Below are 15420 nucleotides of genomic sequence, written 5' to 3'. Positions count from 1 at the left end.
AGAAATCTAGAGGTTTATATGGAAGAAGCCACTAAGATTAATTGTCAGGAAGCCTGTGTAAATGGTTGCGTACTTGGTGATAAATGTCCCAACATTGAGTACAGAGAAGCAGCATCAAAATTCATCGCGGAAACATCATTAGACAAGATGATTGAAATGGCTGAAATTGCCAGGATGAAAAAACTTGCTGCGCCTCCTAAATGGGTTTTACCGGAAGATATCTAAAAACTTCCTGATTAATTATTTGACTACATCAAGACGTTCTCAGGAAAGTCTTTATCCGTTCATAATCTCTGACTAAAAAGATTATGTCTGATGATAGGGAAAGGTAAACATCAGTCAATGTTGAAAAAAATGGGTAGAAATATCCCCTTTTCCTTTCCCAATTCCTATCACCAGTCCATTATTCCTCCTGAGTTGTTGTGCTTTCCACTTCCCCATCAGCTAGCTCTTCAGAAGTAGAACGTTCCTGACTAATCCGATTCAACAAAGACAATACCTTATTGCCACGTTCAATGGAGCTATCTTCAATAAAGATGACTTCTGGGGTACGACGTAAACGCACCCTTGCACCTAACTCACTACGCACAAAACCTGTAGCTGACTTCAAACCAGCCATTGTTGCGGCTTTAGCTGAATCTGTACCATAGATACTGACATAAATTTTGGCGTGCTGCAAATCGCCAGATACATAAACATCAGTCACGCTGACCATCCCAGTACCAACACGGTCATCTTTGATACCGTTAAGTAGCATTTGGCTAACTTCCCGTTTGATGAGTTCAGCGACACGGGAAACACGGCGATCTGTAGCCATAAATAAAAGCCTCCTGACAGAGGTTAGACAAAACGAACCAGTGAGAATTAGCTGGGACTTAGACCCAAAAATAATCCTGAACTTAAATTGTACCGAATCCTAGCATTGCTCGTAGGGTAAAGGTGACAAAAATGAAGCCACTGACGAGGAACCCAACTAAAGCGATGGAGGTGATGGGGCGCTTCAATAAAGGTGCAAGGGGTGCGAAGGTATTTAAGAGGACACCCAAAAGAGTTGTAATAAAGTAGCGGAAGTACCGAAGAACGTTATTCCAAAATCCATCGAACATTATAAATTGAGATTACCTTGTTATAAATTGTGAATAGTCTGATTTACTTTTAGTATTTTACAATGTTGGGGGCAGAAAGCCCATGGCAGACTGCTACAAATTCCAGGTGTGAGATAATTTTCCCGAAATTGCCAAAGTCTATAGCTATTCCTGGGGAAACAGCAATCGCTAGTGGAGTAATGGAATATAGGAGAATAAAAACATTAATCCCCCAAGGAAATGGGGGAGGAGTTTTGACAGATTATATAAGTTGATTAGGGTATACATTGATTCCAGATAGGAGTAAGTTGAGAAGAATTCAACATCTAGTGAGCATTTGCCTAGTTGATTCTGTGTTTATCTCGGATTAAGGTAATAAATACTATCTTGAATAAAATCTCTGATTACTCCTTAGGCAGTGGGAATCTCACTGCTATTGTTGCGGATAGCATAGGCTAATTCAAGTAGCTGTGTCCAACGTTTTTGCAGTTGCTTGGGAGTACATTTTACGGCTTTGGCGATCGCCTGGTCATTTTCTTTAGCTGCTTTGAGTTGGAGAATTTGCTTTTGTTGTTCAGACAGTTGATTCAGGAAGCGCTCCCACTGTTGGGAAGAAAGTCCGAGTTTTTGCTCTAAGCCAGCACCTAACCACTGATGAACTAATTGCCAGTGATGAATGCGAGCAAATTTTTCCACATGGTATTTAAATCTTTGTTGGAGATAGTCCCGTTGACGACTGGTTAAACCGAGAATTTGGTCAATTTCTGGAGCAGATAAGTCTTGTAACTTCAAGCTCAGGTAATCTACACAATCATGTTGATTTTGAGCCTCTAGGTATTTTACCAGTTCTGCAACTACGCGATCGCGCTCCGAATCCTCTGCGGGGTCAAAGTTACCGTGGGAAACTAACTGCGATCGTACCTGTTGTACTGCGGAGCTGCGTTGATAGGATTCAGCCTCTTCACTTCTACCACCTTCCACAGCCATCTCAATATCCACAGTGGTTTCCTGGGGTTGCCGACGGGCAAAGCTTTGAGCGCGCAGAATAATCAATTGTTGACTAGCACCACCAGGTAAATTAATCCGTCTTTTGGCATACTGTTCTGTAAATGCCATGTACTCAGCTAACTGAATCTGGGTACGTGGAGAATAATCTTCGGGCAATTCGTTTTCTCGACGGAAAGCTTTAATTGCTTCGATATAAAAAGCTTGGAGAAAATCTTCAATTAGACTATAACGACCTTGAAAACCTAAATCATTATTAGCTATCACCACATGGCGATACACCATAGAACCTAAGCTGCTATGTAACTCAACTCTGCCTTGCTTAGAACCTAATTGATAGTAACGTAGACATTTTTGTAAGCGATGACGGGCTAAATTCAACAACCAAGAGCGAATTTGACCAGATTTCTGAATTCTGTAGCTCTTTTCACAAATTCTTTCGACTTCTTTAACAATCCGACTAGCTAAGACTTCTACGGACTCAGGTGTAGCCTTCACCTGTCTTTGCATTTCTTGGCAAAGTAACTTAACTAAAGCTTCTGTAAAGTTATTGGTAGATTCGTCAGAGAGTAAGCGATGGCTAGATGGGGTGGTAGAGTTGGCGATATTGACGTTCATGACTGTTACTGGTAGGAATACTGCACCTGGGCAACAACGCAGAGATTCAGAAAAGTCTTGGGCAATTCTTCGTCGGAATTTGCTGCGCTGCTCACACTTATGAATGTATAAAAACTATGGAAGTTCCGGTGCGTCAATTGTGTCGCTTTCTCGAACAGTAACTAAACAGCCAGTGTCACACCAATAGAGCCAAGTCCGCCAAAGTACTGAAAAATCTTACTGCCTCAGCCTTTCATCGATTCAGCATTTAACCTGCTACCAACCTGATAAATATGACAATTCACAAACTGGAGCAGATTCTGCTTTGTTTCCGAAATCACCTATCATGGCTGTGATGCTTATATATTCTGCCTTTGAGATGCTTATCAGTATATTTCCCAACCTACCAACTGTCACCCATCTTTCCCTACCAAGTCACATTCTCCCAACCTAAACCTTGTCGAATCATCATCGGTTCTTCTCCCGTCAAGTCCAAAATCGTAGACACCTTATCAGTGGGTTCCTCGCCAGTATCCACAATAATATCCACCACCTTGTCCAACCGTTCAAATAACTCTAGCCTGGTAATTTCCTGCTCTACTTCCTCTTGCCAATAATCATCATCGGTTTCTGGGGGTGGCAGGTGGGCAGAGGTAGAAATAATTGGATTACCCAATGCTGCTAGTAAGGCTGAACATACCCCATGATCTGGCACACGAATTCCTGTGGTTTTGCGCTTGGGGTTTTGTACCAGTCGCGGTACTAACTTTGTCGCAGGGAGTAAAAACGTGTATGGTCCAGGAATTAAGCGCTTCATTAACCTGTAGGCAGTATCACTAACATCAGCGTAGGTAGCAACGTTTGAGAGAGATGGACAGAGAAATGTCAGTGGTTTATCATTTGCTAGCTGCTTGATTTTGCGTACCCGCTCCACAGCTGATTTAGCGTTGAGATCGCAACCGATCGCATAAACCGTATCAGTTGGGTAAAGCATGACTGCACCGTTGGCTAGTGCTGCTTTTATCTCTTCTATTCGACGGGTTTGGGGGTTTTCAGGATGAACTGAGAAGATTTTTGCCATAGGAAGGGATGGGGTAAGGGAAAGGGGAAGGTGCGTTAATATATTTCTCGCTGGAAAAGCGATGGGGGAATAACTTGTGAATCTTGTCGTTTTGTTGTCTATCGCAAACAGCTGTAACTAAAGTACATAACAAAATATTATGAGTAAAATTGCTTACCTTCAATGTCCGACAGGAATTTCCGGCGATATGTTTTTGGGAGCTTTGGTAAGTTTAGGAGTTCCCATAGATTATTTAGTTAGCAAGTTCCGTGGCTTAGGAATTGAACATGAGTATAAGCTATGGCAAGAGTCAGTACAGCGTCATGGTCAAGAGGCAACTAAGGTTCACGTAGAGCTTGTGGATGCTCATCACCATGATCATGGTCATCACCATCACCACAATCATCATCATGGTCGCCATTTACCAGAAATTGAGCAGATGATTCTCAAAGCCAGTTTACCACCTAGGGCAGAGGCTTGGAGTTTAGCTGTTTTTCGTCAGCTAGCTGTGGCTGAGGGGGCTGTTCATGGGATTGCACCGGAAAAAGTTCATTTTCATGAGGTGGGTGCGGTAGATGCAATTGTGGATATTGTGGGTAGTTGTTTGGGTTTGGATTGGTTAGGGGTTGAGAGGTTATATTGTTCCCCTATGCCGACGGGGGGGGGCACGGTGAAAGCTGCCCATGGGGTGATGACTGTGCCGGTACCAGCAGTTTTGAAACTTTGGGAAATGCGGGGTTGTCCAGTTTATAGTAATGGGATTGAGAAAGAATTAGTCACGCCTACAGGTGCAGCGATCGCCACGACATTAGCAGTGGATTTTGGCTCACCACCTAGAATGAAAATTCAGCAAACTGGATTGGGTGCGGGTACATTAAATTTATCAGTACCAAATGTTTTACGTTTGTGGTTAGGGGAAGCAGAAGCAGAGAATCCAGATTTAGAGACGATTGTCACTCTGGAAACCCAGATAGATGATATCAGTCCCCAAGCTATCGGTTATGTGATGGAAGAATTATTCCATATTGGTGCATTGGATGTTTTTACCCAGGGGATTGGCATGAAAAAATCCCGCCCTGGGATTTTATTAACTGTGATTTGTCATCCGGAAAAAGTTGCAGAATGTGAAGCCATACTGTTTCGAGAAACTACTACCCTGGGTATCCGTCGCTCGACGCAACAACGGGCAATTCTCCACAGAGAGCTTCAAGAAGTTAACACCGATTATGGTGCCGTAAAAGTCAAAATTGCTTGGCAAGAAAGGGCAGGAGAAAAACAGATTCTCAATGTGCAACCGGAGTATGATGACTGTGCCCAGCTAGCACGAAACCATCAGGTACCGTGGCGAGAAATTCAACGTTTAGCTATTCAAGCTTGGCATCTGCAAAAATAAGTTCAAAGTAGCTAAATAGTGAAAACTCCAACCTTTGCAAGTTGAAGTCTTCCAAAAATTCGTAATTAAGCAGAATCTGAATTCAGACTCTTAATAATTCGGGCTAGAAGTTAAACGTACTGCGGGATAGGGAAAAAGTCTTTGAAAACCTGCTTGTCTTTCACTAGGGGATTCTGGGGCATCTTCCCACAGACTTTCATAGTAGAAGAAAACAGCACCTAAACCCCTTTGTTGTACTGCTCTGACTTGGGATTGAATTCGTCCCATAGAAACTTGATTATTACGTAATCCTGCCATAATCCCAATGGCTGTAGGAATTTTTTGTTGGGTTTCTTGGATTTCTGCCCGGGAAATCTTATCGGTAAAACTATTCAAATCAGAGCGATAAACTTGCATAATCAACTCATCAACGATATCCAATCTTACCCAATTTAACCAATCTTGTAGCTGTAATTTATAGGCAAAATCATAGTAATTCGGAGATACAGAGAAAATCGCATTAGCTTTTCTGGCTTTCACCATTTGATTAAGTCTTACCATAAAATCGGTGATTTTATCTGCTCTCCATTTCACCCAAGCGGCATCTTTGGGATTGTTGGGAGGATTATTTCCAGTTTCCTGTCTATATAAATTTACCGTATATTGATCATAGCCAAATTCATGGGGTAAACTCATGTGGTCATCAAATTGAATGCCATCGACATCATAATTACTGACAACTTCTAAAATTAAATTACTAATAAATTCCTGTACTTCTGGGCGAAAGGGATTTAACCAAACGACTTCTCCCCCTGCACTAATTGAAGTTTGTGTCCCATCACGTTTTTGTGTCAGCCAGCTTTCATGATTTAATGCTAATTCTGAGGTGGGAGGAGCCATAAAACCAAACTCAAACCAGGGAATCACTAGCAGGTTTTGGCGGTGAGCTTGGGTAACTAAATCAGCTAAAATATCATGCCCATCTGAACCTTTATAAACAAAGGGTTGAATCCCTCTCCGTTGGGCAACTGCACTAGGATACATCACATAACCAGAATTCCAAACTACAGGATAGATAGTATTAAAATTCAGTTCTCGCAGTTGGGTGACAGCTTCTTGAACTTTGGCTCGATGTCTGAGAATATCAAAGTCATTATTTGTTATCCAAACACCACGGATTTCTTGCCGAGATTGTTGGGCAAAAACACTTGTTTCTTGAATAAAGAATGGCGAAATTAAATTACCGATAACAAGGGTTATGGTGAAGGATAATAGCATTAATAGGGGGAACAAACGCCTGAGAAAGTAGTTACGAACTTGGGATATTTCAGGGAATTTGCCCTTGGGAAATAAACGGATGAATCTTTGTTGATAAAATTGAATCGCCATGTTGCCTTAAGGAATGTTCAGTGATGAGTCATAAATGCTGAAGGTAAATATCTTTTCAGCACCGGAAAATCTTGCATCAAACTAAGTGATACAAGCGCCATAAACTGACTGACGTATTCAGTAGTCTATTTGTGCCAACAACAACTTGTAATTGCTAATTTTACCGATTTACCCTGGCTGATAACTTTCAGTATTTCTCACTACTTTCTCAAATTTTACCTTTATGCCAGTTTCATCGATACTGTATGTTGGAAAATGGCGAGAGCAAGAAAAATATCCGAGATTTATGGCTCTATCTCAGCTTCCCTAGCATCTTTGATGATGGATTTTGCAATCAATATTTGACTGGAAAAGACGAGAAAAGCAGATGTAATTTATTTGGTGGATGGAGATTGGATATGAATTATCAATCATTCATCTCTATAGTTTCAATATATATTTTGTATGAAAAGATTCCCTAACTGTTGAGATATGAGAAAAACTACCCATGACATTACTACAACCACTTACGGATTTTATCAGTATTGATTTTATACCTAATGACCCATCTCCCACTTACTATTATGAAGGAAAATGCCCCCAAACCGGAGAAATATTGCGGTTGCCACGTACTCCCTTAGTAGAGGCGATCGCCCACGGTTTAATGGAACTCCTTGGTAGTAACAATTTTTATAGCCGTGAGGGCAAAATGTACGGCGTATTACTAGTACAGCTTGCCAATGGGGAACAAAGGGTACTGAAAGCATTTTCCGGGTTGCTAGATGGTGTGGGTAAGGGTTGGGTTCCCGCAATTCCTGGGAGGGAAAAGGTGGCTTTTGCGGAGGCAAAAACTTTGGCAGAGCTGGAATATATTAAGCAAAAGTTGATAGCCCTGGAACAGTTACCACAACGGGTAGAGTATAAAATTTTACTAAATGAGTTTGAGGAAGGTTGGCAACGGATGCGATCGCGGCACCAGCAGAGTCAGCAGGAGAGACAAGTTAAGCGCCAAATATTAAGCACGTTGTCATCAGAGGAAATACTGGGGCAAGAAATAGAGAAGTTGGATGAAGAGAGCCGCAAAGAGGGGATTGAACGCCGTAATTTCAAACGGGAACGCAATGCTACTTTACAGCCTTTTATCGAAATTGTTGCCGAAGCTGATGAGGAAATACGGAAATTAAAGCGGCAGCGTCAAGAATTATCTCGGAAATTACAGTCACAGATGCACGCTGTTTATACTTTGACAAATTTTGCGGGCAAATCTCTGTCTCTAGAAGAATTAGGATTAGGTGGTTTACCAACGGGTACAGGTGATTGCTGCGCTCCCAAGTTACTACACTATGCAGCGACTCATCAGTTAAAACCAGTGGCGATCGCGGAATTTTGGTGGGGTTCTACTGGTGATGATAAGGTTCCCGGAAAATTCTACGGTGCTTGTAGCGATCGCTGTCAACCGATAATGGGTTTTTTACTGTCTGGAATGAAATCTGACATGATGCAGCCAGATGTGGGGTATGTGGCAGGGGATAAGCAAGAATTAACGATTATTTATCAAGATGAATGGTTAATTGCTGTCAATAAACCTCCTGGTTTGCTCTCAGTACCGGGGCGCTATTTTGATACCCAAGATTGTGTGGTGAGTCGTTTACATCAAGAATTTTCTGAGGATACCCAATTCACTGCTGTGCATCGTTTAGACAGGGAAACATCAGGAATTCTCTTGATAGCAAAAGATTTACACACCTATCGTCATCTGAGTCAACAATTTCAGCAACGACAAATTCACAAGATATATGAGGCTGTAATCGGGGGTGTAGTAAATACTGATTGTGGTGTAATTAATTTGCCTTTATGGGGAAATCCCGAACAGCGCCCCTACCAGGAAGTCAATTTTGTATATGGGAAGGAAAGCCTGACAAAATTTCAGGTAATGGGCAGGGAAGGAGAATATACAAGGATAGAATTTATACCTTTCACTGGGCGAACTCACCAATTACGGGTTCATGCTGCTGACAGTCGGGGAATTGGAAAGGCAATTTTAGGCGATCGCCTCTATGGATGTGAAAAAGCAGCACCTCGCTTACATCTCCATGCCAGGGAAATTTCTTTTTATCATCCTGGTTTGCAAGAGAATATGACATTGCGAGTGGAGGCAGATTTTTAAGTTAACTGCGGAATAATTCGACTTAAGCGCCTATTTTGCCGGGAATTTAATATTGGGGGCATGGTGGTAAAATAACACTATTTGCACTATATGGAATGACCGAAGATAACGAACCTGAAAGACGATCAGGGGAGAGTTGGGACTGGCAGAAGGAAAATAGAGATTGGTCAGCCGCAGCATCAGAACTTGCTTGCTTTTCTCTCGCTAGGATGAAAGACAAGGACTTAATCGAAATCATAGACACTAAGCGGGGTTTACTTAGATATATTTGTATATTTAGGGACAAATAACAATGACAGAAGCACAATTAACAGCTACTCAGATACCTATAAATGACATAGTAGGGATGCTTACAGCCATTGGTAATCAAGACTACACCCACTTTCAAGAACTAGAGCAAGCCTTCGTTTCCCAACATGGGGAGGAAGTTTGGGAACAAGTTTTTAACTTTCGCGTTTTGCCTGCGCTGGATAAACCTGCTAGTCAATGGCTATTCACGCAGTGGATGACTCATGGTATTAACAGTATAAAAACAGTCGCGTGAGCTTTCTCTTTTGTTATTCATACTAATAAACCTAGCAAATTATCAATTAATAAATGCGTGTCTGGCAAGCAGATTTCTATCATCACCCCCAGGAAACATCAGTATGGAAATTGCATATTTGTGATGCGACAATGACTTGGCAATATACCGCTAGTTGCTCACAATCTGAGGCAAATTCCCAGTGGTTGACAGCACAATTTTCTCAAGCGGGGGAGTTGCCAGAAATTATTCAAGTTTTTCGCCCTCAAGCCTTAAGTTTGATAGAAAAAGCGGCAGAGAATTTGGGGATTTCCGTTGTGGCAACTCGACACACCCCAGCTTTAAAAAAATGGTTAGAAAGCCTGAATTTTCCTGTAAAAATTGAAAAAATCCCCCCTATCCCTGTACCAGAAATTCTCTGGGGTGAAAGTTGGCGTTTTGGCTCTTTGCCAGCTGGTGATGTAACGGAATTATTAGAACAACGTCCAATTCCCATCGTACAAGCACCGGAACATCTCTTACCCTTAAATCTGGGTTTAGCTTCTGGGCAAACTATTCCTGGTGTGGTGATTTATGGTGGTAAAATGTCGATGCGATTAGCCAGATGGTTGGCAGAGAATCACCCCGTTGCTGTAGATTATATTCCGGGAGCGCCGGATGGATTAATCTTAGAAGCAGATTTAGCTGATAGATGGGTACTAGTCACCTTTGATGATCAGGATATGCAAGCTGCTGCCCAAATTTACAGCCAACGTCAGCAACAAGCTAAAGGTTTACATTTTCTCCTGGTACAACCAGATGATTCGGAAATCACCTATAGTGGTTTTTGGTTGTTACAAAAGGAGTGAAAAATATGGCGTTACATCTTGGCAAAATATTCCTACATTCCAGCAATAGCCATTCAAATAATTCGTAATGCTCCCTGCTCCCTTCGGGAGAGCTACGCTAACGGGAGAGCTAAAGCTAACGTAATGCTCCCTGCGGGAGAGCTAACGCTAACGTAATTACGTTTTATGACGGGGATTTAAAGCCCCAAAGTTGGCTAAAGCTTCGGCTTTCCTCGACTTAAACCTGCACCTTCATATCAGTTCTTTTTTAGCTCCAATGTCACCCTCCCAATCCCTACCGAATCAACGCTGGCATATTTTTCCCCAACAGGAAGAATTAGCTGCAAGGATGGCAGAAAGTAATCATCTATCACCCCTGATTAACCAACTATTAATTAATCGGGGAATTAATACCCCAGAAACGGCAAAAATATTTTTAGATCCAGAATCCCTAGATTTACCTGCACCTTTAACAGAATTTCCCGATTTAGCTGCCAGTGTGGAATTATTAGAGATGGCGATCGCTAATCAGGAGAAGATTGCCATTTGTGGTGACTATGACGCTGATGGGATGACTAGCACCGCTTTGTTACTGAGATGTTTACGCTGGTTGGGTGCAAAGGTAGATTACGCTATCCCTAGTCGGATGCATGAAGGTTATGGGATTAATAATCGCATCATTGAAGATTTTCACACTGAAGGTGTCAGTTTAGTCCTAACTGTAGATAATGGTATCTCCGCCTACGCCCCCATTGCCAGAGCTAGGGAGCTAGGTTTAAAGGTAATTGTCACCGATCACCATGATATTCCCCAACAGTTACCCCCAGCGAATGCCATTCTTAACCCCAAACTTCTACCGGAAAATTCCCTGTACCGTGGGGTTGCAGGTGTGGGTGTCGCCTATATTTTAGCGGTTTCCCTGGCGCAGCAACTAGGGCAACTGAATGGGGGAATGATTAAACCGATGTTGGAATTGTTTACCCTGGGAACGATCGCCGACTTAGCACCTTTAACTGGGGTAAATCGTCGCTGGGTAAAACGCGGGTTGCGGCAATTACCTTCATCGAAAATACCGGGAATTCAAGCATTAATTCAAGTTGCTGGGGTAAATGGCGGCAAAATCACGGAAAATCCCCAAATTCCCATCCCCAATATCCAAACTACTACCAGTAATTCCCTTAAACCTGATGATATCGGATTTCGCCTCGGTCCCCGCATCAATGCCATTGGTAGAATTGGTAATCCCCAGATTGTCATCGAATTATTAACCACCGATGATATGGCTGTTGCTTGGGATATGGCAATTCAATGTGAGGCTATTAACCAGCAACGTCAGCAGATGTGCGAAGAAATTGAACAGCAGGCGATCGCCCTCGTGGAAGCAGAATATCTGGATTCTCTCCAGGATGACAGAGTTTTGGTAGTTGTACAACCTAACTGGCATCACGGGGTAATTGGGATTGTGGCTTCCCGTCTTGTGGAACGTTACGGAGTCCCGGTATTTATTGGTACTAATGAGGATGAGCTACATATTCGTGGTTCAGCACGGGGAATCCCTGAATTTAATATCTTTGAGGCATTGGAAGCTTGCCATGAGTTGCTCGGTAAATACGGAGGACATAGAGCAGCCGGAGGATTTTCACTACCATCAGAGAACTTAGAAAAACTGCGATCGCGCTTAAGTCAATTTGCTAATCAGTGTTTACAACCCCAACACCTCAAACCCTTACTCAAAATTGATACCCAAGCCAATCTTAACCAGATTACCAGGGAATTGTATCATCAACTCAACGCCTTAGAACCCTGTGGAATTGAAAATCCTGACCCAATTTTTTGGACTAGTGGTGTTAAAATTATTTCACAAAAAATAGTCGGCAAAGGTCATATTAAGTTGACTGTAGCCCAAATCATTAATCACCAACAATATGAAATTCAGGGTATTGCTTGGCGATGGCGAGATTATTTTCCTTTACCCCAACGATTAGATATTGCCTATAAAATGCGGGAAAATAACTTCAATGGGAATACTAATATTGAATTGGAATTAATCGGAGTTCGTCTGGGAAATCTTCCCCCAATTAGCTCGGAGAAGCGCGAAACTTGCCAACGTGCAGCTTTTGAATTTCAACAAAGGCAATATAGCTGCGGCATATTTACGAATGCTTCCCATACAGAAATTAGAATTAAAAATTCGGAAGGTAATGTTTTAGTTGTAGAACCTGGAAAGCAATTTGGTTTATTAGGAAAAAATCGGGAAGAAGCTAAAGAAATTGATATTTCTCTACCAATTTATAACAATATTATCCAAGCTGCCATGACTGCGTTACATCTTGAATGAGTAATGAGTAATGAGTAGTAAGTAATAAGTAATTTTTATTCCTAGCTTGTACTCCGCGAAAATATTGAGATTTGATGGAAAAATAGTAAAGTTGCTCGATAATTCCACCGAAACTATGAACCCTACCGAAATAGAAGCGATCGTCCGTTCCTACTACGAAAACCTGGCAGCAATGAACCCCGAAGCTGTACTTGCCCACTTTGCTGCCGATGCTATCAGTCACGATCCCGTAGGTGAACCACCTGCCAAAGTCCACGAAGGATTCAAAGAATTTATCGGCAGATTGCAAATGGTATTCGAGTCTTTGGAAACCGCGATCGAGTCGATTTTTTTCGCTCCCAATAGTGCTGCGGTGAAATGGACTACCCAAGGCATTAGTAAAAGCGGTAAAACCGTCACCTTTGCCGGAATTACCATTTTTGAGATGAACGAAGACGGCAAAATTCACACCACCCGAGCTTATTGGAATCCTGCTGCCATGCTCGCTCAATTGCGAGGGTGATTGAGTTGCTTATTGCCTCTGTATGGGACGAGTCATCGAAACATGGTTGTCAAAGTATGTTTTGTTACGTTCTGTACACACAACTTACATTCTGGTTTCCCCTCTACCCCAATTTTTGGAGCGGATACTCATTTTAATTCCTTGAGATAAAATTAATTTCTCCTTGTCATCCACAAATCTTGTGCTAAACTCATAGTCATAACGACTTCGGATTAAGCCGAGATAATTCAGAGAGGAGAAACCTATGGATTTGTCAAATTCCAATACTGCCAAGAATTTAGAAGCTGCTTTCGGTGGGGAATCGATGGCAAACCGCAAGTACTTATTCTTTGCGGAAGTGACAAGACAGTTAGGAATGACAGAGTTATCCAAGTTATTCCGAGAAACAGCAAATCAAGAGACTGAGCATGCTTTTGCCCATTTTCGACTCATGCATCCCGAATTGGTGATTGCAGATAGCAGTAAATTAACAGAGGAAGAAAAGAAGGCGATCGCTGCTCGTTGTTTAGAATTAGCGATTGAAGGGGAAACCTACGAGTACACCACCATGTACCCGGATTTTACTGAGCAAGCGCGTAGTGATAGAGACAGCAAAGCGGTAGCTGAGTTTGAATCTCAAGAGGCAGAATCCCGCGAACACGCGCAAATTTTCCGCAAAGCAGCCCACAATTTCGGCTTACTGACTCCCATTGAACATCACCATGCCAATCAGTATACGGAAGCATTACAGGCATTAGGTGGTGTAGCACCCGCTACTAAAGCTCCAGGAAGTGAACCTGCAACCCAAAAATGGATTTGTCGTCAATGTTCGATGATTTACGATCCTGTAACTGGCGATCCTGATTCTGGAATTGCACCAGGAACCCCCTTTGCTGAGATTCCCGAAGATTGGTATTGCCCCATTTGCGGTGCGACAAAGAAAACATTTATACCATACCAAGAACCAGTAGCTGCTTAGAAGTGGTATAAATTCGGGTTTAAAGTCTCCACGGAGGGGACTTTATTCCACCTCAATTTCCTTAATTTTGAGTTCCTCCCCCGCAATTAAACTAATGTTTGTGCTACCACAAATACATTGCCCAAATAGTTGTGTCAGGGGAATTTCTGCTCCACAATTTTGACATTTTCCCAATCCAGAAATTTCTCTAATTTCTAATTTTGCTTCTGCTAATACCGTACCCTGGGAACAAATATCAAAACAAAAACGGATAGCATCGGGCATAATTGCGGATAATTTACCAATTTCTAGTAATACCCGACTGACTTTTTTCCCTTCAGCATATTCGCTGGCGATCGCCACAATATTTTGAGTAATACCAAGTTCATGCATATTTCATAGTTAACAGATTCTAGGTAATTGCTCACCAACAAGCATATCAATAATTCTTTCGGTACCAAAAATCGTTTTTAAACAGACAATTCCGGGATGGGTTGCCACTACTGTACCAATTACGCAAGCATTTTTCCCTGCGGGATGAGACTTCATAACATCGAGAACCCTATTCACATTCTCAGCAGGTAACACCACAACTAACTTACCTTCATTTGCTAAATATAAGGGTTCTAAACCGAGAATTTCACAGAAACCTTTCACTTCCTCCCTCACAGGAATGGCAGTTTCATCTAAGCTAATACCCACATGACTAGTTTGAGCAAATTCATTCATGACTGTAGCTAAACCACCGCGAGTGACATCACGCATTCCATGAACTTGTGGACAAACATTTAATATTTTTTGTACTAAATCATGGAGAGGTTGACAATCAGTTGTAATTTCTGTTTCTAAGGCTAATTCTCCACGAGCAGCTAAAATTGCTGTACCATGATTGCCAATTTCACCGTTAATAATAATGGCATCTCCGGGCTGGATATTGTGGGATGAGATGTGAATATTTTCTCGAATAATTCCAATTCCAGTAGTATTAATAAATAGCTTATCTACAGCACCACGATGGACCACTTTTGTGTCTCCCGTGACAATTTTTACCCCTGCATTTTGGGCAGCAATTTGCATATTTTCAGTAATTTTGTACAGAATATCAATGGGGAAACCCTCTTCTAAAATTACACCGCAGGAAATATATAAAGGTATAGCTCCACTGACTGCTAAATCATTAATTGTTCCGTTAATTGCTAGAGTCCCAATATCTCCACCGGGAAAAAATAAGGGGTCTACAACATAGGAATCTGTGGTAAATGCTAGCTGATTTCCATATGCCGCCAATTGAGGAATATCAAATATTGCTTGGTCTTCTAATTTATCTAAATAAGTATTATTAAAAGTCTTGACAAATACACTATTAATTAAATCTCGCATTGCTTGACCACCACTGCCATGGGCAAGGGTAATATGGGTATCACGAATTTTATTTTTATGCTTGTTATTTTGATTCATTTGAGGAATAATTTGCATATTTTGGACTATAAATATAGATAGAGGAATAAGATGTATTCAGTTATGAGAATTGCTGGAATTAATCCTGTGAAGTGTCTTAAATAGATTTATCATATCTCTCTATGAAACTTACATTCAGAGGTTGTAGAGGCGAATTTATCAGACATTAGTGAATAATTTA

Annotated in this window: 15 protein-coding genes; 8 read left to right on the top strand and 7 right to left on the bottom strand. The window is 41.7% G+C overall.

The genetic code is table 11. The features are described 5' to 3' along the window. Positions 1-18: 18 nt before the first annotated feature. Positions 19-225 carry a hypothetical protein gene (locus IJ00_RS23095; RefSeq protein WP_035157167.1) on the top strand — a complete coding sequence of 69 codons (207 nt, stop codon included), beginning with the start codon at positions 19-21 and terminating at the stop codon, positions 223-225. 178 nt (positions 226-403) lie between these two features. Here the strand turns inward: IJ00_RS23095 and rbfA are convergent, their stop codons facing one another. The 4 genes from rbfA to IJ00_RS23075 form a co-directional block, all read right to left on the bottom strand. After that, a complete protein-coding gene (gene rbfA, locus IJ00_RS23090) occupies positions 404-817 on the bottom strand; it encodes a 30S ribosome-binding factor RbfA (protein ID WP_035157165.1) in 414 nt (137 codons plus the stop codon). Positions 818-899: 82 nt separating this feature from the next. Continuing rightward, positions 900-1106, bottom strand: a complete 207-nt coding sequence (locus tag IJ00_RS27920; RefSeq protein ID WP_082127380.1) for a DUF751 family protein — start codon at positions 1104-1106, stop codon at positions 900-902. Between the two features lie 390 nt (positions 1107-1496). Beyond that, on the bottom strand, positions 1497-2708 hold the full coding sequence (locus IJ00_RS23080; RefSeq protein WP_035157161.1) for a HetZ-related protein: 1212 nt from the start codon (positions 2706-2708) through the stop codon (positions 1497-1499). A gap of 406 nt (positions 2709-3114) precedes the next feature. Beyond that, positions 3115-3768, bottom strand: a complete 654-nt coding sequence (locus IJ00_RS23075; protein WP_035157159.1) for an L-threonylcarbamoyladenylate synthase — start codon at positions 3766-3768, stop codon at positions 3115-3117. 139 nt (positions 3769-3907) lie between these two features. On the opposite strand from IJ00_RS23075, the gene larC reads away from it, so the two are divergent. Then, entirely contained in the window at positions 3908-5140 is a 1233-nt protein-coding gene (gene larC / locus IJ00_RS23070) for a nickel pincer cofactor biosynthesis protein LarC (protein WP_035157157.1), read from the top strand. 90 nt (positions 5141-5230) lie between these two features. Here larC and IJ00_RS23065 read toward each other — a convergent pair whose 3' ends face one another. Further along, the gene (locus tag IJ00_RS23065; protein WP_082127379.1) at positions 5231-6508 is read right to left on the bottom strand and encodes a glycoside hydrolase family 10 protein; all 1278 of its coding nucleotides are present in this window, start codon (positions 6506-6508) and stop codon (positions 5231-5233) included. Positions 6509-6995: 487 nt separating this feature from the next. Here IJ00_RS23065 and IJ00_RS23060 point away from each other — a divergent pair, with 487 nt between their 5' ends. From IJ00_RS23060 to IJ00_RS23030, 6 genes are all read left to right on the top strand, one after another. Then, entirely contained in the window at positions 6996-8654 is a 1659-nt protein-coding gene (locus IJ00_RS23060; protein ID WP_035157154.1) for an RluA family pseudouridine synthase, read from the top strand. Positions 8655-8946: 292 nt separating this feature from the next. Beyond that, on the top strand, positions 8947-9198 hold the full coding sequence (locus IJ00_RS23050) for a hypothetical protein (protein WP_035157149.1): 252 nt from the start codon (positions 8947-8949) through the stop codon (positions 9196-9198). 53 nt (positions 9199-9251) lie between these two features. Continuing rightward, entirely contained in the window at positions 9252-10025 is a 774-nt protein-coding gene (locus tag IJ00_RS23045; protein WP_035157147.1) for a Tab2/Atab2 family RNA-binding protein, read from the top strand. Positions 10026-10281: 256 nt separating this feature from the next. Beyond that, entirely contained in the window at positions 10282-12342 is a 2061-nt protein-coding gene (locus tag IJ00_RS23040; RefSeq protein WP_035157146.1) for a DHH family phosphoesterase, read from the top strand. 115 nt (positions 12343-12457) lie between these two features. After that, entirely contained in the window at positions 12458-12844 is a 387-nt protein-coding gene (locus IJ00_RS23035) for a nuclear transport factor 2 family protein (RefSeq protein WP_035157144.1), read from the top strand. Between the two features lie 244 nt (positions 12845-13088). Beyond that, positions 13089-13802: a rubrerythrin family protein gene (locus IJ00_RS23030; RefSeq protein WP_035157143.1), complete on the top strand. Its 714-nt coding sequence runs from the start codon at positions 13089-13091 to the stop codon at positions 13800-13802. A 42-nt stretch (positions 13803-13844) separates the two neighbouring features. Here the strand turns inward: IJ00_RS23030 and IJ00_RS23025 are convergent, their stop codons facing one another. Continuing rightward, positions 13845-14174: a hydrogenase maturation nickel metallochaperone HypA gene (locus tag IJ00_RS23025; RefSeq protein WP_035157141.1), complete on the bottom strand. Its 330-nt coding sequence runs from the start codon at positions 14172-14174 to the stop codon at positions 13845-13847. A 9-nt stretch (positions 14175-14183) separates the two neighbouring features. Further along, entirely contained in the window at positions 14184-15257 is a 1074-nt protein-coding gene (gene hypE, locus IJ00_RS23020; protein ID WP_046814899.1) for a hydrogenase expression/formation protein HypE, read from the bottom strand. Between the last annotated feature and the right edge of the window lie 163 nt (positions 15258-15420).

It is taken from the genome of Calothrix sp. 336/3, assembly GCF_000734895.2.
In the GTDB taxonomy this organism is placed as follows: domain Bacteria; phylum Cyanobacteriota; class Cyanobacteriia; order Cyanobacteriales; family Nostocaceae; genus 336-3.
Note: the sequence above shows the minus strand (reverse complement) of the source record. Positions and strands in the feature narration are given on the sequence as shown.